Source organism: Enterobacter soli ATCC BAA-2102 (assembly GCF_001654845.1).
Lineage (GTDB): Bacteria > Pseudomonadota > Gammaproteobacteria > Enterobacterales > Enterobacteriaceae > Enterobacter > Enterobacter soli.
The window spans coordinates 28,871-50,892 of sequence record NZ_LXES01000024.1 but is presented as its reverse complement, the minus strand read 5'-3'; the positions used below and the strand labels follow the sequence as shown (position 1 = coordinate 50,892).

General features: G+C 56.7%; 24 protein-coding genes. 21 read left to right on the top strand and 3 right to left on the bottom strand.

The genetic code is table 11. From position 1 onward, the window contains the following. Positions 1–7: 7 nt before the first annotated feature. The 11 genes from phnF to phnP are packed head-to-tail and all read left to right on the top strand — an operon-like array spanning position 8 to position 7,987. Positions 8–733 carry a phosphonate metabolism transcriptional regulator PhnF gene (gene phnF, locus M987_RS07630; protein ID WP_014068570.1) on the top strand — a complete coding sequence of 242 codons (726 nt, stop codon included), beginning with the start codon at positions 8–10 and terminating at the stop codon, positions 731–733. Further along, entirely contained in the window at positions 734–1,186 is a 453-nt protein-coding gene (phnG, locus tag M987_RS07625; protein WP_014068569.1) for a phosphonate C-P lyase system protein PhnG, read from the top strand. Next, the gene (gene phnH, locus M987_RS07620; protein WP_014068568.1) at positions 1,183–1,767 is read left to right on the top strand and encodes a phosphonate C-P lyase system protein PhnH; all 585 of its coding nucleotides are present in this window, start codon (positions 1,183–1,185) and stop codon (positions 1,765–1,767) included. Before phnG ends, phnH begins: the two co-directional genes overlap by 4 nt. Continuing rightward, positions 1,767–2,831: a carbon-phosphorus lyase complex subunit gene (locus M987_RS07615; RefSeq protein ID WP_014068567.1), complete on the top strand. Its 1,065-nt coding sequence runs from the start codon at positions 1,767–1,769 to the stop codon at positions 2,829–2,831. The genes phnH and M987_RS07615 overlap by 1 nt, the downstream gene beginning before the upstream one ends. Then, positions 2,824–3,669 carry an alpha-D-ribose 1-methylphosphonate 5-phosphate C-P-lyase PhnJ gene (phnJ, locus tag M987_RS07610; protein WP_014068566.1) on the top strand — a complete coding sequence of 282 codons (846 nt, stop codon included), beginning with the start codon at positions 2,824–2,826 and terminating at the stop codon, positions 3,667–3,669. Before M987_RS07615 ends, phnJ begins: the two co-directional genes overlap by 8 nt. Beyond that, the gene (gene phnK / locus M987_RS07605; protein WP_014068565.1) at positions 3,666–4,421 is read left to right on the top strand and encodes a phosphonate C-P lyase system protein PhnK; all 756 of its coding nucleotides are present in this window, start codon (positions 3,666–3,668) and stop codon (positions 4,419–4,421) included. The genes phnJ and phnK overlap by 4 nt, the downstream gene beginning before the upstream one ends. A gap of 9 nt (positions 4,422–4,430) precedes the next feature. Continuing rightward, complete coding sequence (gene phnL / locus M987_RS07600) at positions 4,431–5,111, top strand: phosphonate C-P lyase system protein PhnL (RefSeq protein WP_014068564.1); 681 nt, start codon at positions 4,431–4,433, stop codon at positions 5,109–5,111. Then, the gene (gene phnM / locus M987_RS07595) at positions 5,108–6,244 is read left to right on the top strand and encodes an alpha-D-ribose 1-methylphosphonate 5-triphosphate diphosphatase (RefSeq protein WP_014068563.1); all 1,137 of its coding nucleotides are present in this window, start codon (positions 5,108–5,110) and stop codon (positions 6,242–6,244) included. Before phnL ends, phnM begins: the two co-directional genes overlap by 4 nt. Next, positions 6,241–6,792, top strand: a complete 552-nt coding sequence (phnN, locus tag M987_RS07590; RefSeq protein ID WP_041162175.1) for a ribose 1,5-bisphosphokinase — start codon at positions 6,241–6,243, stop codon at positions 6,790–6,792. The genes phnM and phnN overlap by 4 nt, the downstream gene beginning before the upstream one ends. Next, positions 6,785–7,219, top strand: coding sequence for an aminoalkylphosphonate N-acetyltransferase (gene phnO, locus M987_RS07585; RefSeq protein ID WP_014068561.1), 435 nt, complete (start codon positions 6,785–6,787; stop codon positions 7,217–7,219). The genes phnN and phnO overlap by 8 nt, the downstream gene beginning before the upstream one ends. Before the next feature lie 9 nt (positions 7,220–7,228). Further along, the gene (gene phnP / locus M987_RS07580) at positions 7,229–7,987 is read left to right on the top strand and encodes a phosphonate metabolism protein PhnP (RefSeq protein ID WP_014068560.1); all 759 of its coding nucleotides are present in this window, start codon (positions 7,229–7,231) and stop codon (positions 7,985–7,987) included. 58 nt (positions 7,988–8,045) lie between these two features. Here phnP and yjdP read toward each other — a convergent pair whose 3' ends face one another. Together yjdP and rpiB are read right to left on the bottom strand one after the other, a co-directional pair. Continuing rightward, entirely contained in the window at positions 8,046–8,375 is a 330-nt protein-coding gene (gene yjdP / locus M987_RS07575; protein WP_014068559.1) for a DDRRRQL repeat protein YjdP, read from the bottom strand. Between the two features lie 69 nt (positions 8,376–8,444). Continuing rightward, complete coding sequence (gene rpiB, locus M987_RS07570; protein WP_014068558.1) at positions 8,445–8,894, bottom strand: bifunctional allose-6-phosphate isomerase/ribose-5-phosphate isomerase RpiB; 450 nt, start codon at positions 8,892–8,894, stop codon at positions 8,445–8,447. Positions 8,895–9,244: 350 nt separating this feature from the next. Between rpiB and M987_RS07565 the strand changes: the two genes are divergently transcribed. From M987_RS07565 to alsK, 6 genes are all read left to right on the top strand, one after another. Beyond that, positions 9,245–10,135, top strand: coding sequence for a MurR/RpiR family transcriptional regulator (locus tag M987_RS07565; protein WP_014068557.1), 891 nt, complete (start codon positions 9,245–9,247; stop codon positions 10,133–10,135). 66 nt (positions 10,136–10,201) lie between these two features. Next, positions 10,202–11,137, top strand: a complete 936-nt coding sequence (gene alsB, locus M987_RS07560; protein ID WP_014068556.1) for a D-allose transporter substrate-binding protein — start codon at positions 10,202–10,204, stop codon at positions 11,135–11,137. A 59-nt stretch (positions 11,138–11,196) separates the two neighbouring features. Further along, a complete protein-coding gene (gene alsA / locus M987_RS07555; RefSeq protein WP_014068555.1) occupies positions 11,197–12,729 on the top strand; it encodes a D-allose ABC transporter ATP-binding protein AlsA in 1,533 nt (510 codons plus the stop codon). Beyond that, positions 12,708–13,688, top strand: a complete 981-nt coding sequence (alsC, locus tag M987_RS07550) for a D-allose ABC transporter permease (protein ID WP_014068554.1) — start codon at positions 12,708–12,710, stop codon at positions 13,686–13,688. The genes alsA and alsC overlap by 22 nt, the downstream gene beginning before the upstream one ends. A 10-nt stretch (positions 13,689–13,698) precedes the next feature. After that, complete coding sequence (gene alsE / locus M987_RS07545; protein WP_014068553.1) at positions 13,699–14,394, top strand: D-allulose 6-phosphate 3-epimerase; 696 nt, start codon at positions 13,699–13,701, stop codon at positions 14,392–14,394. Further along, positions 14,378–15,322 carry an allose kinase gene (alsK, locus tag M987_RS07540; protein ID WP_014068552.1) on the top strand — a complete coding sequence of 315 codons (945 nt, stop codon included), beginning with the start codon at positions 14,378–14,380 and terminating at the stop codon, positions 15,320–15,322. Before alsE ends, alsK begins: the two co-directional genes overlap by 17 nt. On the opposite strand, the gene M987_RS07535 is transcribed toward alsK, so the two are convergent. After that, complete coding sequence (locus M987_RS07535) at positions 15,276–17,555, bottom strand: hybrid sensor histidine kinase/response regulator (protein ID WP_014068551.1); 2,280 nt, start codon at positions 17,553–17,555, stop codon at positions 15,276–15,278. The two genes, alsK and M987_RS07535, sit on opposite strands and share 47 nt — an antisense overlap. A 181-nt stretch (positions 17,556–17,736) precedes the next feature. Between M987_RS07535 and M987_RS07530 the strand changes: the two genes are divergently transcribed. The 4 genes from M987_RS07530 to M987_RS07515 all read left to right on the top strand — a co-directional run bounded on the left by M987_RS07530 (position 17,737) and on the right by M987_RS07515 (position 22,021). Continuing rightward, the gene (locus M987_RS07530; RefSeq protein WP_014068550.1) at positions 17,737–19,251 is read left to right on the top strand and encodes a sugar ABC transporter ATP-binding protein; all 1,515 of its coding nucleotides are present in this window, start codon (positions 17,737–17,739) and stop codon (positions 19,249–19,251) included. Positions 19,252–19,253: 2 nt separating this feature from the next. Beyond that, entirely contained in the window at positions 19,254–20,249 is a 996-nt protein-coding gene (locus M987_RS07525) for an ABC transporter permease subunit (RefSeq protein WP_014068549.1), read from the top strand. A 30-nt stretch (positions 20,250–20,279) separates the two neighbouring features. Continuing rightward, a complete protein-coding gene (locus M987_RS07520) occupies positions 20,280–21,221 on the top strand; it encodes an ABC transporter substrate-binding protein (RefSeq protein WP_014068548.1) in 942 nt (313 codons plus the stop codon). Positions 21,222–21,334: 113 nt separating this feature from the next. Continuing rightward, positions 21,335–22,021, top strand: a complete 687-nt coding sequence (locus M987_RS07515; protein WP_014068547.1) for a D-lyxose/D-mannose isomerase — start codon at positions 21,335–21,337, stop codon at positions 22,019–22,021. Position 22,022: the final 1 nt, after the last annotated feature.

Genomic DNA, 22,022 nt, shown 5'->3' with positions numbered 1-22,022 from the left:
GATTTCTATGCACTTATCCAGACATCCGACCAGTTACCCTACCCGCTGGCAAGAGATTGCGGCAAAGCTCGAAGTGGAACTGCGCACCCACTACCGCTGCGGGGATTACCTGCCTGCCGAACAACAGCTTGCCGACCGTTATGAAGTGAATCGTCATACCTTACGCCGTGCCATCGATCAGCTGGTCGAGCGCGGATGGGTTCAGCGCCGTCAAGGCGTGGGCGTGCTGGTGCTGATGCGCCCGTTCGACTACCCGCTCAACGCGCAGGCCCGCTTTAGCCAGAATCTGCTCGATCAGGGCAGTCATCCCACCAGCGAAAAACTGCTGTCGGTACTGCGCCCGGCCTCCAGCCACGTGGCGGACGCGCTGGGCATTCAGGAAGGCGACAACGTGGTGCACCTGCGCACGCTGCGCCGGGTCAACGGCGTGGCGGTCTGCCAGATAGACCATTACTTCGCCGACCTGAGCCTTTGGCCAGTACTGCAAAACTTTTCCAGCGGCTCGCTGCACGACTTCCTGCGCGATGCCACCGGTATTGCGCTTAAGCGCACCCAGACGCGCATCAGCGCCCGCCGCGCACAGGCCAAAGAGAGCAAAGTGCTGGAGATCCCCAACATGGCCCCGCTGCTTTGCGTGCGCACCCTTAACCACCGTGACGGTGAGATCAACGCAACGGAATACTCCGTCAGCCTGACCCGCGCCGACATGATTGAATTCACAATGGAGCATTGAATGCACTTTGATACCTCCACCCGCCAGCGCTGGATGCGCGTGCTCGCTCATAGTCAGCCTGTCGCGCTGTGTGGCCGCATGAATGCGCTCAGCCTGACGCCAGATTACGAAGCCATCCGCGCGCCGGAGATTGGCCTGGTGCAGATCCAGGCGCGCATGGGCGGAACCGGCGATCGCTTTTTTGCCGGAGACGCCACGCTCACCCGCGCGGTCATTCGCCTGAGTAGCGGCACGCTCGGCTACAGCTACGTGCTCGGGCGCGATAAAGCGCACGCCGAACGCTGTGCGGTCATCGACGCCCTGTTGCAGGAACAACCTCATTTCCAGTCATTAATGGAAACCCTCATTGCCCCGCTGGAAGCTGACCGTGCCGCACGCCTTGCCGCGCGTCAGGCCGAAGTGAATACCAGCCGGGTCGACTTCTTTACGCTCGTTCGCGGAGATAACGCATGACGCTTCAACCCGCTTTTACCCTGGCCGTCCAGGATGCCCAACACAGTTTTCGTCGCCTGCTGAAAGCCATGAGCGAGCCGGGCGTTATCGTGTCGCTGCATCAGCTTTCACAAGGCTGGCTGCCGCTAAACCTGGCCACCACCAGCGTGCTGCTGACCCTTGCCGATAACGACACCCCGGTGTGGCTTTCTGGGCGGATGTCGAACGACATCGCCTGCCAGAACCTGCGTTTTCACACCAATGCCACGCTGGTAGAGCAGCCGCATCAGGCGGTATTTGCCGTGGCGGATGAGCAGATAAGCCACGAGCAGCTCAACGCCCTGAGCGAAGGCAGCGTCGTGGCACCGGAAACCAGCGCCACGCTGATTTTGCAGGTATCCAGCCTGAGCGGTGGTCGCATGTTACGCCTGACCGGGGCGGGGATCGCCGACGAGCGCATGGTCGCGCCACAGTTGCCGGAGTGCATCATCCATGAGCTGACGGAACGCCCGCACCCGTTCCCGCTGGGTATCGACCTGATCCTGACCTGCGGCGAGCGCCTGCTGGCGATACCGAGAACCACCCATGTGGAGGTGTGCTGATGTACGTTGCCGTTAAAGGGGGCGAAAAGGCGATAGCCGCCGCCCATGCGTTGCAGGAACACAGACGACGGGGTGATGAGCAGCTTCCCGAGCTGAGCGTTGCCCAGATAGAACAACAGCTGAATCTGGCCGTCGACCGGGTAATGACCGAAGGCGGTATTGCAGACCGCGAACTGGCCGCGCTGGCACTCAAGCAGGCCAGCGGTGATAACATCGAAGCCATCTTCCTGCTGCGCGCCTACCGCACCACCCTTGCCAGACTGGCGGTAAGCGAGCCCATTAATTCAGCCGACATGCGCTTAGAGCGCCGTATCTCTGCGGTGTACAAAGATATCCCCGGCGGCCAGCTACTTGGCCCGACCTACGATTACACCCACCGTCTGCTGGATTTCACGCTGCTGGCAAATGGTGAAACACCCTCCCTGAACACAGCCGAGCCACAGCAGGATGCCTCTCCGCACGTGTTTAGCCTGCTGGCACGTCAGGGGCTGGCAAAAGCCGAAGAAGATTCCGGCAGCACGCCAGACGACATCACCCGCACGCCCCCGGTTTACCCCTGCTCACGCTCATCGCGCCTGCAACAGCTGATGCGCGGCGACGAAGGTTATCTGCTGGCGCTCGCCTACTCTACGCAGCGTGGTTACGGGCGTAACCACCCGTTCGCCGCGGAGATCCGCAGCGGCTATATCGATGTGGAAATTGTGCCGGAAGAGCTGGGTTTTGCGGTGAACGTCGGCGAATTGCTGATGACCGAATGCGAAATGGTCAACGGCTTTGTGGCGCCAGAAGACGACGAGCCGCACTTCACGCGCGGCTACGGCCTGGTGTATGGCATGAGCGAACGCAAGGCGATGGCCATGGCGCTGGTCGACCGCGCGTTGCAGGCCCCGGACTACGATGAACATATTTCCGGCCCGGCACAGGACGAGGAGTTCGTGCTGGCTCATGCCGATAACGTGGAGGCCGCAGGCTTTGTCTCGCACCTCAAACTGCCGCACTACGTTGATTTCCAGGCCGAACTGGAACTGCTGAAACGCCTGCAACGGGAGCGATCGCATGGCTAACTTAAATGGCTACAACTTCGCGTATCTGGATGAGCAAACCAAACGCATGATCCGCCGCGCCATTTTAAAAGCCGTGGCGATCCCGGGCTATCAGGTGCCGTTTGGCGGCCGCGAAATGCCGATGCCCTATGGCTGGGGCACCGGTGGTATTCAGATCACGGCCAGCGTGATTGGTGAAGCCGACGTGCTGAAAGTCATCGACCAGGGCGCGGACGACACCACTAACGCCGTGTCGATTCGTCACTTCTTTAAGCGCGTAACGGGCGTAAACACCACCGAGCGCACGGAAGACGCAACGCTTATTCAAACCCGACACCGCATTCCCGAAACACCGCTCACCGAAGATCAGATCCTGATTTTCCAGGTTCCTATCCCGGAGCCGCTGCGTTTTATCGAGCCGCGCGAAACGGAAACCCGCACCATGCACGCCCTGGAAGAGTACGGCATCATGCAGGTGAAGCTGTATGAAGATATCGCCCGCTTCGGCCATATCGCCACCACCTACGCCTACCCGGTAAAAGTCAACGGTCGCTACGTGATGGACCCGTCGCCAATCCCGAAATTTGATAACCCGAAAATGGACATGATGCCTGCACTCCAGCTGTTCGGCGCGGGGCGCGAGAAGCGCATCTACGCCGTGCCGCCATACACCCGGGTGGAAAGCCTCGATTTCGACGATCACCCGTTTACGGTGCAGGAGTGGGATGAGCCATGCGCCATCTGCGGGTCAAAACACAGCTATCTGGATGAAGTGGTGCTGGATGACACCGGCAAACGGATGTTTGTCTGTTCCGACACCGATTTCTGCCGCCAACAGAGCGAGGCGAAAGGCCAATGAAACCGCTGCTTTCGGTCAACAATCTGACCCACCTTTATGCGCCTGGCAAAGGCTTCAGCGATGTCTCTTTTGAGCTATGGCCGGGGGAAGTGCTCGGGATTGTCGGCGAGTCCGGCTCGGGCAAAACCACTCTGCTGAAGTCTATCTCTGCGCGCCTGACGCCGCAGAATGGCGACATTTTATACGAAGGCCAATCCCTGTACGGCATGAGCGAAGCCGAACGCCGCCGCCTGCTGCGCACCGAGTGGGGCGTGGTACATCAGCACCCAATGGATGGCCTGCGCCGCCAGGTATCCGCAGGCGGAAACATCGGCGAGCGGCTGATGGCAACCGGCGCGCGCCACTACGGCAATATCCGCGCCACTGCGCAGCACTGGCTGGAAGAAGTTGAAATCCCGGCTTCGCGTATCGACGACCTGCCGACAACTTTTTCCGGTGGGATGCAGCAACGTTTGCAAATCGCCCGCAACCTGGTCACGCACCCGAAGCTGGTATTTATGGATGAGCCAACCGGGGGGCTGGACGTTTCTGTGCAGGCTCGCCTGCTCGACCTGCTGCGCGGCCTGGTGGTAGAGCTGAACCTTGCCGTGGTGATTGTTACCCACGATCTGGGTGTTGCGCGCCTGCTGGCCGACCGCCTGCTGGTGATGAAACAGGGTCAGGTGGTGGAAAGTGGATTAACCGACCGCGTGCTGGACGATCCTCACCATCCGTACACCCAGTTGCTGGTGTCGTCGGTATTGCAGAATTAAGAGGCCAACATGATCCGCGTAGAAAACGTGAGTAAAACCTTTGTGCTCCACCAGCAAAACGGCGTGCGCCTGCCTGTCCTGCAAAATGCCTCTCTGGAGGTCAGCAATGGCGAATGTGTGGTGCTGCACGGCCACTCCGGCAGCGGTAAATCCACCCTGCTGCGCTCGCTTTATGCCAACTATCTGCCGGATGAAGGCCACATTCACATCCGCCACAATGATGAGTGGGTGGATCTGGTGCAAGCCCCGGCACGCAAGGTGCTGGAAGTCCGCCGTTCAACGATCGGCTGGGTAAGTCAGTTTCTGCGGGTGATCCCCAGGATCTCCGCGCTGGACGTGGTGATGCAGCCGCTGCTGGATCTGGGCGTGCCGCGTGAAACCTGCGCCGCCAAAGCCGCGAGCCTGCTGACGCGCCTCAACGTGCCGGAACGCCTGTGGCATCTCGCCCCTTCGACTTTTTCCGGTGGTGAACAGCAGCGCGTGAACATTGCGCGCGGGTTTATCGTCGATTACCCGATTTTACTGCTTGATGAACCTACCGCCTCGCTGGACACCAAGAACAGCGCAGCCGTGGTTGAACTGATCGAACAGGCCAAAGCACGCGGCGCGGCGATCGTGGGGATCTTCCACGACGAAACCGTGCGTTCGCGCGTGGCAGACAGATTGCACCCGATGGGGACCAACGCATGATCGTTAATAACGTAAAGCTGGTGCTGGAAAATGAAGTGGTTGGCGGCTCGATTGAAATCCAGGACGGGGTGATCCGCGCGTTTGCTGAAACCCAGAGCCGTTCGCCTGAAGCGATGGACGGTGAAGGCGGCTGGCTGCTGCCGGGGCTTATCGAGCTGCATACCGATAATCTGGATAAATTCTTTACCCCACGGCCAAAGGTTGACTGGCCCGCCCATTCGGCAATGAGCAGCCACGATGCGCTGATGGTCGCCAGCGGGATCACGACCGTGCTGGACGCGGTAGCAATTGGTGACGTGCGCGACGGTGGCGATCGCCTGGAGAATCTGGAAAAGATGATCAACGCCGTGGAAGAGACGCAAAAGCGCGGTCTTAATCGCGCTGAGCATCGTCTGCATCTGCGTTGCGAACTGCCGCACCACACCACCTTACCGCTGTTTGAGAAGCTGGTCGGGCGCGAGCCCGTCACCCTGGTGTCGTTAATGGATCACTCGCCGGGGCAGCGCCAGTTTGCCAATATCGAAAAATATCGCGAGTACTACCAGGGAAAATACTCCCTCACCAATGAAGAGATGGCGCGTTACGAGGAAGAACAACTCGCACTGGCTGCCCGCTGGTCACAGCCTAACCGCCTTTCCATTGCGGCCATGTGCCGTGACCGTAATATTGCGCTGGCCAGCCACGATGATGCCACGCATGAGCATGTGGCGGAGTCTCATCAGCTTGGCAGTGTGATCGCCGAATTCCCGACCACATTCGATGCCGCAGAGGCCTCGCGCAGGCATGGTATGAACGTGCTGATGGGCGCGCCAAACATCGTGCGTGGAGGTTCCCACTCCGGCAACGTGGCCGCCAGCAAACTGGCCTCGCTCGGCCTGCTGGATATCCTCTCTTCCGATTACTACCCCGCCAGCCTGCTGGATGCGGCGTTCCGGGTGGCGGATGACGAGAGCAACACCTTCACCCTGTCGCAGGCGATCCGTCTGGTGACGAAGAACCCGGCCGACGCTTTACATCTTCAGGATCGCGGTGTGATTGGTGAAGGTAAACGGGCGGATCTGGTGCTGGCGCATCGTAAGGGCGAGCACATCCATATCGACCATGTATGGCGTCAGGGAAAACGGGTGTTCTGATGGGAAGATTAATCTGGTTAATGGGGCCTTCGGGCTCCGGTAAAGACAGCCTGCTGTCGGCGTTACGCCAGCGGGAACATTCGCAGCTGCTGGTCGCGCATCGTTACATTACCCGCGCGGCAAACGCCGGAAGCGAGAACCATATCTCACTGAGCGAGCAGGAATTTTTTACCCGCGCCGGGCAGAATTTACTGGCGCTGAGCTGGCACGCTAACGGCTTTTACTACGGCGTTGGCGTGGAGATAGATTTGTGGCTCCACGCCGGGTTTGACGTGCTGGTCAACGGTTCGCGTGCACACCTGACTCAGGCCCGCGCCAGATACGAATCCGCGCTGCTTCCGGTGTGCTTACAGGTATCGCCAGATATTCTGCGAAGCCGGCTGCAAAACCGTGGGCGTGAAAACGCACGGGAGATAGACCTGCGGCTGGAGCGGGCGGCGCGGTATACCCCTTCGCAATGTCATATCCTCAACAACGACGGAAGTTTGTTACAGTCAGTGGATAATTTCCTCTCACTTATCCGTCAAAAGGAAAAACAACATGCCTGAGTGCCAGCTTCGCCCTGCCACACCTGATGATGCTTCCGCCGTTTACGGCCTGATTTGCGAGCTAAAACAGAGCGAGTTCGACCATCAGGCGTTTCACGCGGGGTTTCTCGCCAATCTTCAGGACCGTAATATGCACTATCAGCTGGCGGTGCTCGACGGAACGATTATCGGCATGATTGGGTTGCATATGCAGTTTCATCTGCACCACGCCAGATGGATTGGTGAGATCCAGGAGCTGGTGGTGATGCCCCAGGCGCGAAGCCTGGGAATTGGCAGCCAGCTGCTGGCGTGGGCGGAAGATTACGCTCGCCACGTGGGTGCCGAGTTGACCGAGTTATCCACCAGCGTGAAGCGTACTAATGCGCACCGCTTTTACGTTCGTGAAGGATATACCCAGAGCCATTTCCGGTTCACTAAACCGCTGTAGAGGTGCGTTATGAGTCTGACAATCACGCTGACGGGTACAGGTGGGGCACAGCTGGTGCCGGTGTTTGGTTGTGACTGCGCGGCCTGTCGCCGGGCGCGTTTGCAGGATGAACACCGCCGCCGCCCCTGTAGCGCGGTGGTCAAATTCAATGACGCGGTAACGCTGCTGGATGCGGGGATCCCGCACCTGATGGACGACTGGCCAGCTGGCAGCTTCCAGCAGTTTTTACTCACTCACTATCATATGGATCACGTCCAGGGCTTGTTCCCGCTGCGCTGGGGGGTGGGAGCCACCATTCCGGTGTATGGCCCGCCGGATGAAGAAGGATGCGACGATCTTTTCAAACACCCTGGGCTGCTCGATTTTAGCCGCACCGTTGCGCCGTTCGTGGTGTTTGAACTTCAGGGATTGCGGGTCACCCCGCTGCCGCTCAATCACTCAAAACTGACCTTCGGCTATCTGCTGGAAAGCGCGCACAGCCGCGTGGCGTGGCTGTCGGATACCGCCGGGTTGCCGGATAAAACGGTGAAGTTTCTGCTCAACAACCAGCCGCAGGTCATCATCATCGACTGTAGCCACGCGCCGCGTGAAGAGACGCCACGTAATCACAGTGATTTAAACACAGTGATCGCCCTGAATGAGGTGATTGGTTGTCCACAGGTGATACTGACGCACATCAGCCACCAGTTCGACGTATGGATGATGGATAACCCCCTGCCGGACGGGGTTGAGGCAGGGTATGACGGAATGGTATTGGTGCTGGATTAAGGCTTTCTCCCTCTCCCTGTGGGAGAGGGCCGGGGTGAGGGCACCAGACCGCACCCAATCAACGATCGTAATCTTCTTCTAATCGCCGCTCATCATCTTCCAGGCGACGTCTGTCGTCATCAAGCTGGCGCTGACGTTCATCCAGACGGCGACGCTGATCCTCAAGCAGCCTGCGACGGTCGTCATACTGACGGCTATCCGTGGAACGACGGGTGTCATAACGATCGTCGTCATCACTGCTGCGATCGCTGCTACTGCTGCTGGGGTTATAGGCGTCATTAATCGCCTTTTGAATGTTGCCAATGGCATCATCAACGATATCGGCGTGAGCCAGCGGGCTGGTCAGGGACAGCAAACTCAATAACAGAGCAGTAGAGTAACGTTTCATAAAGCCAGTCTCGCAGGGGGGCTGGCTTTACTGTATTGAACGGCAGGAGCAGGAGGTAGCGGAGGAATCTCAATTCTTCTCGCGTTCAATCGCCGCAATCGCCTCTACCCGGGTCTGATGCCGCCCGCCTTCAAACTCTGCATCAAGCCAGGCATCGACAATCATTTTTGCCAGCTCCAGCCCAACCACGCGCGAGCCAAATGCCAGCACGTTGGTGTTGTTATGCTGGCGGGAAAGCTGTGCGGAATACGGCTCGCTACAGACCACCGCACGAATGCCGGGAAATTTATTGGCAGTGATAGAGATCCCAACGCCAGTCCCGCAGATCAAAATACCGCTTTCAGCCTCCCCATTGATAATAGCCTGGGCAACAGCGCTGGCATAATGTGGGTAATCCGTTCGCTCTTGTGACCACGTCCCCTTATCCACCACCTCAACACCACGGGCGTTCAGGTGGGCCATGATCTCTTCTTTCAGGATAAAACCAACGTGATCGCAGCCAAATGCAATCCTTCTCATGATATGCCTCGCTATGGGTTAACTTTACGAACTCGATGAGTTTTGTGATTTAGACCGGTTTGTTGTGCAAGAAAACCCCAAAACCATCGAGTTCTGTCCGTGTTCTACACCCCTGATTTTCACATTTCAATAGCGAATCTGAATCCTCTCGCCTTCTCTTGTGTAAAGCGATTGAAAGAAAAACAATACAACAATATGATTTTAAACGAATTAATAAAACAGCATTACGCAGGAACTTCACAAACAATAAAACTTTATGAATTTATAATTATTGTGAAGTAATCAGCATATTTCCCCGCGCGGATGTGGTGATATAGTGTCGTCTTCATTTTTAAGGACAAAAGAGAGCGATGAGCCAGTCAGAATTTGAAAAAGAGTTACCCAATGGCATCGGCCTTGCGCCTTACCTGCGTATGAAGCAGGAAGGAATGACGGATAACGAAAGCCGTATCGTCGACTGGCTGCTTCAGCCAGGCAATATGAGCGGTGCATCGGCTATCAAAGATGTGGCCGAAACGCTGTTGGTATCTGAAGCCATGATTGTGAAAGTGGCAAAGCTGCTGGGCTTTAGCGGTTTTCGCAACCTGCGCGCGGCGCTGATCGACTACTTTTCGCAATCCGAACAGGTGCTGCCTGCCGAGCTCGCTTTCGATGAAGCGCCACAGGATGTGGTCAATAAAGTGTTTAACATTACGCTGCGCACCATTATGGAAGGCCAGTCGATTGTTAACGTGGATGAAATTCACCGCGCGGCGCGTTTCTTTGCTCAGGCAAACCAGCGCGATCTGTACGGCGTCGGCGGCTCCAACGCCATTTGTGCCGACATCCAGCACAAGTTTTTACGCATCGGCGTGCGCTGTCAGTCCTACCAGGACGCGCACATCATGATGATGTCCGCATCGCTGCTGAAAGAAGGTGACGTGGTACTGGTTGTCTCCCACTCCGGGCGTACCAGCGATGTGAAAGCCGCAGTCGAGTTAGCGAAAAAAAATGGGGCAAAAATTATTTGTATTACCCATAGCTACCATTCACCGATTGCGAAACTTGCCGATTATATTATTTGTTCGCCAGCACCAGAGACGCCTTTATTAGGGCGAAACGCCTCCGCGCGTATATTACAACTCACATTATTAGATGCGTTATTTGTTTCCGTAGCACAACAGAATATTGAACAGGCCACACTAAACATGCAAAAAACGGGCGCAATTGTGGATTTCTTTTCCCCGGGTGCGCTGAAGTAAATAAAAATGTTGATCCCGTTTAAAAACGGGATCAACAAAAATAGACCCTACATTGAGAACACTGCTATGAATAAATATCTGAAATATTTCAGCGGCGCCGCTATGGGCTTAATGTTATCCACCAGCGCGTTTGCTGCCGCCGATTACGCGGTGGTGTTAAAAACACTCTCCAATCCATTCTGGGTGGATATGAAGAAAGGGATTGAAGATGAAGCCAAAACCCTTGGCGTCAGTGTCGATATTTTTGCCTCCCCTTCTGAAGGTGATTTCCAGTCTCAGTTGCAGCTTTTTGAAGACCTGAGTAATAAAAATTATAAAGGCATTGCCTTTGCCCCTCTCTCGTCCGTGAATCTGGTGATGCCCGTGGCCCGCGCCTGGCAAAAGGGTATTTATCTGGTGAACCTCGATGAAAAAATAGATATGGATAACCTGAAAAAAGCCGGTGGTAACGTCGAAGGTTTCGTCACCACAGATAACGTGGCCGTAGGCGCAAAAGGCGCCGGCTTTATTATCGATAAGCTCGGTGCGCAGGGGGGAGAAGTCGCTATTATTGAAGGGAAAGCCGGTAACGCATCAGGCGAAGCACGCCGCAACGGCGCGACGGAAGCCTTCAAAAAAGCAAGCCAAATCAAGCTGGTTGCCAGCCAGCCTGCCGACTGGGATCGCATTAAAGCCCTGGATGTAGCGACAAACGTTCTGCAACGAAACCCGAATCTGAAAGCGTTCTACTGCGCAAACGATACCATGGCCATGGGCGTGGCACAGGCCGTGGCGAATGCCGGTAAAACAGGTCAGGTGCTGGTCGTTGGCACAGACGGTATCCCGGAAGCCCGCAAAATGGTGGATGCCGGACAGATGACCGCCACCGTGGCGCAAAACCCGGCGGATATTGGGGCAACCGGTCTGAAGCTGATGGTCGATGCCGCAAAGACCGGGAAGGTGATCCCGCTGGAAAAAGCGCCTGAATTCAAGCTGGTGGATTCAATTCTGGTGACGAAATAATAAAGCCCTCACCCCAGCCCTCTCCCACGGGGAGAGGGTGAACAGAGAAGGAAGTAAACATGGTCACGCCATATATATCCATGGCGGGGATCGGCAAATCCTTTGGTCCGGTTCACGCATTAAAATCGGTTGATTTAACTATATATCCCCACGAGATCCACGCGTTATTAGGGGAGAATGGTGCCGGTAAATCAACCTTAATGAAAGTATTGTCGGGAATACATGAACCGACCAAAGGCACGATTACTATTAATGAAACCCATTACGACAAACTCGATCATAAACTGGCTGCACAACTGGGCATCGGCATTATTTATCAGGAACTCAGCGTCATTGATGAATTAACCGTGCTGGAGAATTTATATATCGGCCGTCATCTGACGAAAAAAGTCTGTGGCATCAATCTTATCGACTGGAAAGAAATGCGTATTCGTGGCGCGATGATGTTATTACGCATCGGGCTAAAAGTGGATTTAGATGAGAAAGTGGCGAATTTATCCATCAGCCACAAACAGATGCTGGAAATTGCCAAAACCTTAATGCTCGATGCCAAAGTGATCATTATGGATGAACCGACCTCTTCGTTAACCAATAAAGAAGTCGATTATCTGTTCCTGATCATGAATCAACTGCGCAAAGAAGGCACGGCCATTGTCTATATCTCACATAAGCTGGCGGAAATTCGCCGCATTTGCGACCGCTACACGGTCATGAAAGACGGCAGCAGCGTGTGCAGTGGCATGGTAAGCGACGTCTCCAACGACGATATCGTGCGCCTGATGGTGGGCCGCGAGCTGCAAAACCGCTTTAACGCCATGAAAGAAAGCACCGGCAACGTCGAGCGCGACACGGTCTTTGAGGTGAAAAACGTCACCAGTCGCGACAAGAAAAAAGTGCGCGATATTTCGTTCAGCGTGAATCGCGGTGAAATCCTCGGCTTTGCCGGGCTGGTCGGCTCTGGGCGTACCGAGTTGATGAACTGCCTGTTCGGTGTGGATAAACGTGCAAGCGGTGAAATCCGCCTTAATGGCAAAACCATCTCCCCACGCTCGCCGCTGGACGCACTGAAAAAAGGGATGGCTTACATCACCGAGAGCCGCCGGGATAACGGCTTTTTCCCCAACTTCTCTATCGCCCAGAACATGGCCATCAGCCATAGCCTGAAGAACGGGGGCTACAAAGGGGCAATGGGGCTATTTCGCGAAAGCGAGGAGCGTAAAACTGCCGAAGCACAGCGGCAGCTGCTGGCGCTGAAATGCCATAACGTTGAGCAAAACATTACCGAGCTCTCCGGCGGTAACCAGCAAAAGGTACTGATTTCCAAATGGCTGTGCTGCAACCCGGACGTCATTATTTTTGACGAACCCACCCGCGGCATCGACGTCGGCGCAAAAGCCGAAATCTACAAGGTGATGCGCGGGCTGGCCGACGAAGGCAAGGTCATCCTGATGGTGTCATCTGAATTACCTGAAATTATCGCCGTCTGCGACCGCATCGCCGTGTTCTGCGAAGGGCGACTCACGCAAATCCTGACCAATCGCGACAACATCAGCGAAGAGGAGATCATGGCATGGGCATTACCACAAGAGTGAAAAGCGATATGGCCGAGAAAAAGCCGTTCAACTTCGCGTTGTTCTGGGACAAATACGGCACCTTTTTCATCCTCGCGATTATCGTGGCCATCTTTGGCACGCTGTCGACGGAATATTTCCTGACCACCAACAACATCACCCAGATTTTTGTCCAGAGTTCGGTGACGGTGCTGATTGGGATGGGTGAGTTTTTTGCCATCCTGGTCGCGGGCATCGACCTGTCCGTGGGTGCCATTCTGGCGCTGTCCGGCATGGTGACCGCCAAGCTAATGCTGGCTGGCGTCGACCCATTCCTCGCGGCACTGATTGGCGGCGTGCTGGTCGGCGGTGCGCTGGGGGCGATTAACGGCTGTCTGGTGAACTGGACCGGACTACATCCGTTCATTATCACCCTCGGCACTAACGCCATTTTCCGTGGCATTACGCTAGTGATTTCCGATGCTAACTCGGTGTACGGCTTCTCGTTCGACTTCGTGAACTTCTTTGCCGCCAGCGTGTTAGGTATCCCGGTGCCGGTTATCTTCTCGCTGATTGTGGCGGTGATCCTGTGGTTTCTCACCACCCGAATGCGGCTCGGACGCAACATCTACGCCCTGGGCGGTAATAAGAATTCAGCGTTTTACTCCGGTATCGATGTGAAGTTTCACATTCTGGTGGTGTTCATTATCTCCGGCGTGTGTGCCGGGCTTGCGGGCGTAGTCTCAACCGCGCGCCTGGGCGCTGCTGAACCGTTGGCCGGGATGGGTTTTGAAACCTATGCCATTGCCAGCGCCATTATCGGCGGCACCAGCTTCTTCGGTGGCAAGGGTCGCATTTTCTCGGTCGTGATTGGCGGTCTTATCATCGGCACCATCAATAACGGACTCAACATCTTACAAGTACAAACCTATTACCAGCTGGTGGTGATGGGCGGGTTGATTATCGCCGCTGTCGCCCTCGATAGACTGATCAGTAAGTAAGGAATTCACTATGAAAATTTCACCCTCCCTGATGTGTATGGATCTGCTGAAATTCAAAGAACAGATCGAATTCATTGACCAGCACGCGGACTACTTCCATATCGACATCATGGATGGCCATTTTGTGCCTAACCTGACGCTGTCACCGTTTTTTGTCAGCCAGGTGAAGAAGCTCGCCACCAAACCGCTGGATTGTCACCTGATGGTGACCCGCCCGCAGGATTACATCAGCCAGCTGGCACAAGCCGGGGCCGATTTCATCACCCTGCACCCGGAAACCATCAACGGCCAGGCGTTTCGTCTGATTGACGAAATCCGCCGTCACGGCATGAAAGTGGGCCTGATCCTCAACCCGGAAACCCCGGTTGAGGCAATGAAATACTATATTCATAAGGCGGACAAAATTACCGTGATGACCGTAGATCCAGGCTTTGCCGGACAGCCATTTATCCCGGAAATGCTGGACAAAATCGCCGAGCTGAAGGCCTGGCGCGAGCGCGAAGGGCTGAGCTACGAAATAGAGATCGACGGCTCCTGTAACCAGGGCACCTATCACAAACTGATGGCCGCAGGCGCAGATGTGTTTATCGTCGGCACTTCGGGTCTGTTTAACCACGCTGAGAATATCGGCGATGCATGGCAGCTGATGGCCGGGCAGATCCTGTCGGCAAGAAACGAGGTCGTTCCTCATGCAAAATCAGCCTGATGTCGTAGCCGGAGTGGATATGGGGGCAACCCATATCCGATTTTGCCTGCTGGCAGGCGATGGCACCGTGCTGCACTGCGAAAAACAGCGCACGGCCGATGTCATTCGCACAGGTGTGGTGAATGGCGTGGCAGAGTTGATTCATACGCAGCTTCGGCACTGTCAGGTTTGCTGCCGGGGCCTGGTGATGGGGTTCCCGGCACTGGTTGGCAAAGACAAACGCACCATTATCTCAACGCCAAACTTACCACTTCAGGCAAATGCGTTGCTCGACCTGGCCGGGAAACTGGAAGCGGCCCTGGGCTGTCCGGTGGAGTTTTCCCGCGACGTTAACCTGCAACTCTCGTATGACGTGGTACAACACAACTTACAGCAGCAACAGGTTCTGGCGGCTTATCTCGGGACGGGAATGGGGTTTGCCGTGTGGCTTAATGGCGCCCCCTGGACGGGTGCGCACGGCGTGGCGGGTGAACTCGGCCATATTCCGCAGGGTGATATGTCGCGCCAGTGCGGCTGCGGTAACGCCGGGTGTCTGGAAACCGTCTGTTCGGGTATTGCCCTGAAACAGTGGTATGAGCAAGAGCCGCGTGAGTACGCCATTGGCGATATCTTTACCGCCGCTCGCGATGAACCTTTTGTTCAGCAGCTGCTCGACCATGCAGCACGCGCCATTGCCACCAGCGTGAACCTGTTCGACCCGGATGCGGTGATCCTCGGCGGTGGAGTGATGGATATGGCCGATTTTCCACGCGAGGCGTTGATAAGCAGCATTAAGCGTCTTCTGCGTCGTCCTCTGCCTTATGAAGCCATGCGGTTTATTACTGCTTCATCGTCCGCATTTAACGGGGCACAAGGGGCCGCCGCTCTCGCACGCAGCCAGTTTATGCCGTCACCTTACGTAACGCCTGTGCCAGCTGTACACGGGTAAAAGGTTTACGTAGTAACGCCACGTCCGGCAGCTGCGGGTTATGCGCCGGACGGAGATCCTGGCCGCTCATCAGCAGCACCGGTAGCTGCGGGAACTGGGTTCGCACCTGGTTAATCACCTCTGCGCCACTTAAGCCGCCTGGCAACATTAAATCACTGATAAACATGCCAATATCCGGCGAAGCATTCAGCATGTCCAGCGCCTGCTCACCGCTTTCGGCTTCAAGCGTCAGGTAACCTAGCTGGTGAAGCTGCTCGCACAGGGTCTGGCGAACATCACTCTCATCTTCCAGCACCAGCACCAGCCGATCGCTGTCTGCTGCGGTGGCAGCCGCCAGCGTCTCATCCCGGGGAACGGGCGCAAGCGTTGAACGCGGCAACTGTAGCCGCACCGTGGTTCCCTGCCCCGGCGCGCTTTCTATCTCCACGCGCCCCCCGGACTGGCGCACAAATCCGTAAACCATCGACAACCCCAACCCACTGCCGCTGCCGGTCTGTTTAGTGGTGAAAAACGGCTCGAAGACCTGGGATTTCACCTCCTGCGACATCCCGCTGCCATGATCGATGACCTCCAGCGCTACCATGTCCTGCCTGCGTCCGTCGCTGCGGGTGACGCGCTGGTTCCAGGTGCGAACCTTAATCACCCCAGATTGCCCTTCCATGGCATCACGGGCGTTCATCACCAGGTTGATAATGGCGTTTTCCAGCTGGCTGACGTCAATCCACGCCGGCCAGGCCGGGGACTGCGCTTCGATATCCAGCGTGATGGTGGCGGGCAGCGAGTGACACATCAGTTCGCCGAGGTTTTCCAGCAGCGGTTTCATCTCAACCGCGTGGGGATTCAGGGACTGTTTGCGGGAGAACGCCAGCAGACGCTGAGTCAGCAATGCCCCGCGTTCGGCCGCCTTGAGCGCCCGGTTGATACGCAACGCATCCGGCGAGGCGGGATCGGTTAATTCCAGGCTGCCGATAATCACCGCCAGCAGGTTGTTAAAGTCATGCGCCAGCCCGCCCGTCAGTTGCCCGACGGCCTTCATCTTCTGGCTGTGCAGCAGCGCCTCCTCCAGCCCCTGACGCTCTATGCGGTCTATCTCCATCTGCGAGGTTTTTTGTTTCAGCAGCCGGGTGGTGTGCTCAAGCGACGCCATGTTGCGGGCAAAAACGTTAAACGCGCGCGCCAGCTCCCCCAGCTCATCGCGCCGTTGCAGTGCGGGAACAGAGACATCCTGCTCCCCGTGGGCAAGGCGCGACATCGCTCTGGAAATCGCCGTCAGGTTAGTGCCAAGATTGCGGTAGATATACCAGCAGGCGCAGCCGGTGATAATCAGCGCCAGCAGAGCAAACACGCTGATAAAAACGCTGATGGAGCGCAACTCCTGATGGCTCTGGGCGGTACGCAGGGTGGAGGCTTGCGCGACCTGCTCAACGTACTGATTGATGTCGCTGTTTAAAATAGCCACCAGCGCCTTGATGTGAAACATATACCAACTGATAGACAAATCGCTCTCTTCCAGCTGGTTAGACAACGGGCCGAGCTTGCGCAGTTCGTTGACAAAGTCGGGCAGTACCATGTTCACCACCGGCTGTGCGGCACTGCGGGGTAAGGTTGCCGTTACCGCATCCAGCTGTTGAACCGTGGCGCGCGGCGAAGGCGTTTCGATGGCGGCGATGATAAGCCGGTCCATTTCCATAAGCTGCTGCGCATCCGGCACATTGCTGCCGAAGCGGCGGTTAATGTCCTGCAAATGGCGCAGGTAGCTTTGGCTCTGGTAGAGCGAGCTGAGCAGCGCATTACGCTCCAGATGCCGGCGCTGCCCGCGCTCCAGCATCCCCGTCACGCTCTGCTGTAATTCATTGCTCCTGCGAATAATTCGCGCCACCAGCGCCGGCTCCTGCTGGGCCAGTGGCGCATCGGCAAGTTGCTCCAGCGAATGACGCAGTGCCATTTGCGTTTGCTTCAGCCTGTCGGCTTCACCTTTGTATTCCAGCGCCCCCACCACCTGAGAGAGCCGCACTGCCGCCGTGGCCACATTCGCCGTATCGCGCGCAAGGTTCATGCTGCCGGTCATGTCATCCAGCGTTTGCTGCTGCACCTGCTCCTGGATCTGGCTGGCATGGCGAAAGCCAAGCACCGCCACGCCGCTGACCATTAACGTCACCGCGACCACCAGCAGATTAAAAATCAGCAGGCGTCCGCGGGCACTGGCGAAGAACGGGGGACGGCGTGATGGCATCTGTTTAGGCTCCTTTGCGGTCTGATGCCCTCACCCTGGCCCTCTCCCACGGGGAGAGGGAAAAGAAAAATGTGACGGCGATTAGCTATTCATAACTATGACAAATATGAACAGCTTCTGACATTTTGCATTTACGAACCTGTGATGAAGTGCGGATATCGACATTTGCAGGAGATCCGCCATGAGCAGAACCCCGGTATTAGAGATGCGCAACATTGCCAAGACATTTGGCAATTTCCACGCGCTCAAGGGTGTGGATTTGACGGTTTTCCCCGGTGAGATCCACGCGTTAATGGGTGAAAACGGCGCAGGTAAAAGCACGCTGATGAAGATCCTCGCCGGGGCCTACACCGCCACCAGCGGCGAGATCCTGATCGACGGCCAGCCGTTCCATATCAAAGGTCCAAAAGATGCGCTGGCCGCAGGCATTACCCTGATTTATCAGGAGATGCAGCTTGCTCCCAACCTGACCGTTGCCGAAAACATCTTTCTTGGCAGCGAACTGTCGCGCGGCGGGCTGGTGCAGCGTAAAGAGATGGCCGCCCAGGCTCAGGCCGTTATTGACCGCCTGGGTGCACACTTCAAAGCGACTGACCTGGTGATGAGACTCACCATCGCCGAACAGCAGCAGGTGGAGATCGCCCGCGCTCTGCACCGCAACAGCCGTATTCTGGTAATGGATGAACCCACCGCCGCCCTCTCCTCGCGCGAAACCCATCGCCTGTTTGAGCTGATTTTGCGCCTGCGTGATGAAGGGATGGCGATTATCTATATCAGCCACCGCATGGCGGAAGTGTATGAACTCTCCGACCGCGTCAGCGTTCTGCGTGACGGGCAGTACGTCGGCAGCCTGACACGCGACAAACTCAACGCCTCTGAGCTGGTCAGGATGATGGTAGGGCGCCCGTTAAGCGACCTGTTCAACAAAGAGCGCGATATCCCGCTCGGCAGCCCTCGCCTTAACGTGCACCACCTGACCGACGGCAAAAAAGTGCAGCCCTGTAGCGTTCAGGTCCGTTCCGGCGAAATTGTCGGCCTGGCCGGGTTGGTGGGTGCCGGGCGTTCCGAGCTGGCACAGCTGATTTTTGGTGTGCGCAAAGCCACAGGCGGGATGATCGAAGTGGACGGCGAACCGGTGGTGATCCACTCCCCGCGCGCCGCCATTGAAAACGGCATCGGTTTTCTGACCGAAAACCGCAAGGAGCAAGGGCTGTTCCTGGAGCTGGCGGCGCAGGAGAACATCACCATGGCGACGCTTGAACGCGATGCCACCTTCGGCATGTTGAATCGTAAAAAAGCCCAGTCCATCTCCGATGATGCCATTGCCCTGCTCAATATTCGCGTGCCCCACTCCCAGGTGCGGGCGGGTGGGTTGTCCGGCGGGAATCAGCAAAAGCTGCTGATCTCGCGCTGGGTGGCGATTGGCCCGCGCATTCTGATTCTGGATGAACCGACGCGCGGCGTGGACGTGGGCGCTAAAAGCGAAATCTACCGCATCATGAACCAGATGGCGCGCAAGGGGGTGGCCATTTTAATGATCTCCAGCGAGCTGCCGGAAGTAGTGGGCATGAGTGACCGGGTCTATGTGATGCGCGAAGGCAGCATTGCGGGCGAGCTGCACGGGCACGACATCACCCAGGAAAACATTATGACGCTGGCAACCGGCGTGAACGACTCTCATCATCAGGCGGTGTAATCATGACCAATTCAACCAATCCGCAACAGGTGGCGAAATCCGCCTCCGCTAAAAAAATGCTGATGAGCGATCTGATGCAAACGGTCGGGATTTTGCCGATATTAATTCTGATTGTGGCGGTATTTGGCGTTATCGCGCCTAACTTCTTCACCGAAAGCAACCTGCTCAACATCACCCGTCAGGCGTCTATCAACATTGTGCTGGCGGCGGGGATGACCTTCATCATTTTAACCGGCGGGATTGACCTCTCCGTGGGGTCGATTCTGGGCACCACGGCGGTGGTCGCCATGGTGGTGTCGCTGATCCCTGAGTTCGCCATGCTGTCGATTCCGGCGGCGCTGATGCTGGGTATGGTGCTGGGATTATTCAACGGTGCGCTGGTGGCCTTTGCCGGACTACCGCCGTTTATCGTCACCCTCGGCACCTACACGGCCCTGCGCGGCGCGGCCTATCTGCTGGCCGACGGTACAACGGTGATCAACTCGAACATCAACTTTGAGTGGATCGGCAATAACTATCTCGGCCCCGTACCGTGGCTGGTGGTGATCGCGCTGGCCGTCATTGCGATTTGCTGGTTCATCCTGCGCCGGACCACGCTGGGCGTTCATATCTACGCGGTGGGCGGCAACATGCAGGCGGCACGCTTAACCGGTATCAAGGTATGGCTGGTACTGCTGTTTGTGTATGGCATGAGCGGGCTGCTTTCGGGCTTAGGCGGGGTGATGAGCGCGTCGCGCCTTTACAGCGCCAACGGCAACTTAGGCATGGGCTATGAACTGGACGCGATTGCCGCGGTGATCCTCGGCGGCACCAGTTTTGTCGGCGGGATCGGCACGATCACCGGCACGCTGGTGGGCGCATTGATTATCGCGACGCTTAACAACGGCATGACGCTGATGGGCGTCTCCTATTTCTGGCAACTGGTGATCAAAGGGGCGGTGATCATCATTGCGGTGCTGATCGACAAATACCGTACCCGACACCATCAAAGTGCATAACAACAAAACCCTACGAGTGAGGAATACAGCATGAGATTGAAGCCCTTAGTGACCGCGCTCTGTGCTGGCGCACTGCTTGCCGCAGCTCCGTTTGCGCAGGCGAAAGACCTGAAATCCATCGGCGTAACGGTGGGTGATCTGGCCAACCCGTTCTTCGTGCAGATCACCAAAGGTGCCGAGCTGGAAGCGCGTAAGCTGGCCGGTGATAACGTCAAAGTGACGCTGGTATCCAGCGGTTACGATCTGGGTCAACAGGTGGCGCAGATTGATAACTTTATCGCCGCAAAAGTCGACATGATCATCCTCAACGCGGCGGATTCCAAAGGGATCGGGCCGGCGGTAAAACGCGCGAAAGATGCCGGGATCGTCGTGGTGGCGGTTGACGTGGCGGCGGAAGGGGCTGATGCAACGATCACCTCCGATAACACCCAGGCGGGGGAAATGGCCTGTAAGTACATTACCGATCGCCTCAAAGGCAAAGGCAATGTGGTGATCATCAACGGACCACCGGTTTCTGCGGTACAAAACCGTGTGGAAGGCTGCCAGACCGAGTTTAAGCGCCACCCGGATATCAAAGTGCTGTCGGACAACCAGAACGCCAAAGGCAGCCGTGAAGGCGGGCTGGAGGTGATGACCTCTCTGCTGGCCGCCAATCCGAAGATCGACGGCGTGTTCGCGATTAACGATCCAACCGCGATCGGGGCCGATCTGGCAGCAAAACAGGCGCAACGCAGTGAGTTCTTTATCGTTGGCGTTGACGGATCGCCGGATGGTGAAGAGGCGCTGAAACGGGAAAATTCTCTGTTTGTGGCGACCCCGGCACAAGATCCACAGGTGATGGCGGCAAAAGCGGTAGAAATCGGCTATGACATTCTACAGGGCAAACCTGCGCCGAAAGAGCCTGTGCTGATCCCGGTGACGATGATCGATAAAAAGAACGTCGGTTCGTATAAGGGATGGACGGTTAAGTAAACCCCTCACCCTGCCCTCTCCCCATAGGGGAGAGGGTGTTCAAGTTCCCTCTCCCCTATGGGGAGAGGGCTAGGGTGAGGGGCAAGGTTTTGCACATAACTCAAGGAGTCCCCATGAAACGCTCCGAAATCAATGAAATCCTCGGCCATACGCGGCAGTTCTTTTCCATGCACGATGTTCACCTGCCGCCCTTTGCCAGCTTCCCGCCAACCCAATGGCAGCAGCTTGATCAGGGTGCATGGCGTGAAGTATTCGACCTCAAGCTCGGCTGGGACGTCACCGCGTTTGGCGGTAACAATTTTGCCGCCCAGGGGTTAACGCTGTTTACGCTGCGCAACGGCTCCCCCAACGGTATGCCGTATGAAAAATGCTATGCCGAAAAAATCATGCACGTGCGCGACGGCCAGGTCACTCCCATGCATTTTCACTGGCGTAAACGCGAGGACATCATTAATCGCGGCGGTGGCAATCTGATTATTGAGTTATGGAATGCCGGCGTGCATGAAGAAACCGAAAATACCGACGTTACCGTGACCATCGATGGCTGCCTTCAGACCCACGCGCCGGGCAGCCAGCTGCGTCTGGCACCAGGGGAGAGCATCTGCCTGACGCCCTGCCTGTACCACAGCTTCTGGGGCGAGCGCGGTTTTGGTGATGTGCTGGTCGGCGAAGTGTCGTCGGTCAATGACGATGAACACGACAATCACTTTTTACAGCCGGTCGCCCGCTACAACAATATCGAAGAAGACGAACCGGCGGTGCTGGTGCTGTGCAACGAATACAACCTGTTTCGGATTTAAG

Coding starts and splice junctions, on each gene's coding strand:
- M987_RS07520 (WP_014068548.1), top strand. CDS start 20,280: ATGAGATTGAAGCCCTTAGTGACCGCGCTCTGTGCTGGCGCACTGCTT.
- phnK (WP_014068565.1), top strand. CDS start 3,666: ATGAAACCGCTGCTTTCGGTCAACAATCTGACCCACCTTTATGCGCCT.
- M987_RS07535 (WP_014068551.1), bottom strand. CDS start 17,555: ATGCCATCACGCCGTCCCCCGTTCTTCGCCAGTGCCCGCGGACGCCTG.
- phnG (WP_014068569.1), top strand. CDS start 734: ATGCACTTTGATACCTCCACCCGCCAGCGCTGGATGCGCGTGCTCGCT.
- rpiB (WP_014068558.1), bottom strand. CDS start 8,894: ATGAGAAGGATTGCATTTGGCTGCGATCACGTTGGTTTTATCCTGAAA.
- phnO (WP_014068561.1), top strand. CDS start 6,785: ATGCCTGAGTGCCAGCTTCGCCCTGCCACACCTGATGATGCTTCCGCC.
- phnP (WP_014068560.1), top strand. CDS start 7,229: ATGAGTCTGACAATCACGCTGACGGGTACAGGTGGGGCACAGCTGGTG.
- M987_RS07525 (WP_014068549.1), top strand. CDS start 19,254: ATGACCAATTCAACCAATCCGCAACAGGTGGCGAAATCCGCCTCCGCT.
- M987_RS07530 (WP_014068550.1), top strand. CDS start 17,737: ATGAGCAGAACCCCGGTATTAGAGATGCGCAACATTGCCAAGACATTT.
- M987_RS07615 (WP_014068567.1), top strand. CDS start 1,767: ATGTACGTTGCCGTTAAAGGGGGCGAAAAGGCGATAGCCGCCGCCCAT.
- M987_RS07515 (WP_014068547.1), top strand. CDS start 21,335: ATGAAACGCTCCGAAATCAATGAAATCCTCGGCCATACGCGGCAGTTC.
- alsA (WP_014068555.1), top strand. CDS start 11,197: ATGGTCACGCCATATATATCCATGGCGGGGATCGGCAAATCCTTTGGT.
- phnL (WP_014068564.1), top strand. CDS start 4,431: ATGATCCGCGTAGAAAACGTGAGTAAAACCTTTGTGCTCCACCAGCAA.
- M987_RS07565 (WP_014068557.1), top strand. CDS start 9,245: ATGAGCCAGTCAGAATTTGAAAAAGAGTTACCCAATGGCATCGGCCTT.
- phnH (WP_014068568.1), top strand. CDS start 1,183: ATGACGCTTCAACCCGCTTTTACCCTGGCCGTCCAGGATGCCCAACAC.
- alsE (WP_014068553.1), top strand. CDS start 13,699: ATGAAAATTTCACCCTCCCTGATGTGTATGGATCTGCTGAAATTCAAA.
- alsB (WP_014068556.1), top strand. CDS start 10,202: ATGAATAAATATCTGAAATATTTCAGCGGCGCCGCTATGGGCTTAATG.
- alsK (WP_014068552.1), top strand. CDS start 14,378: ATGCAAAATCAGCCTGATGTCGTAGCCGGAGTGGATATGGGGGCAACC.
- alsC (WP_014068554.1), top strand. CDS start 12,708: ATGGGCATTACCACAAGAGTGAAAAGCGATATGGCCGAGAAAAAGCCG.
- phnF (WP_014068570.1), top strand. CDS start 8: ATGCACTTATCCAGACATCCGACCAGTTACCCTACCCGCTGGCAAGAG.
- phnJ (WP_014068566.1), top strand. CDS start 2,824: ATGGCTAACTTAAATGGCTACAACTTCGCGTATCTGGATGAGCAAACC.
- yjdP (WP_014068559.1), bottom strand. CDS start 8,375: ATGAAACGTTACTCTACTGCTCTGTTATTGAGTTTGCTGTCCCTGACC.
- phnM (WP_014068563.1), top strand. CDS start 5,108: ATGATCGTTAATAACGTAAAGCTGGTGCTGGAAAATGAAGTGGTTGGC.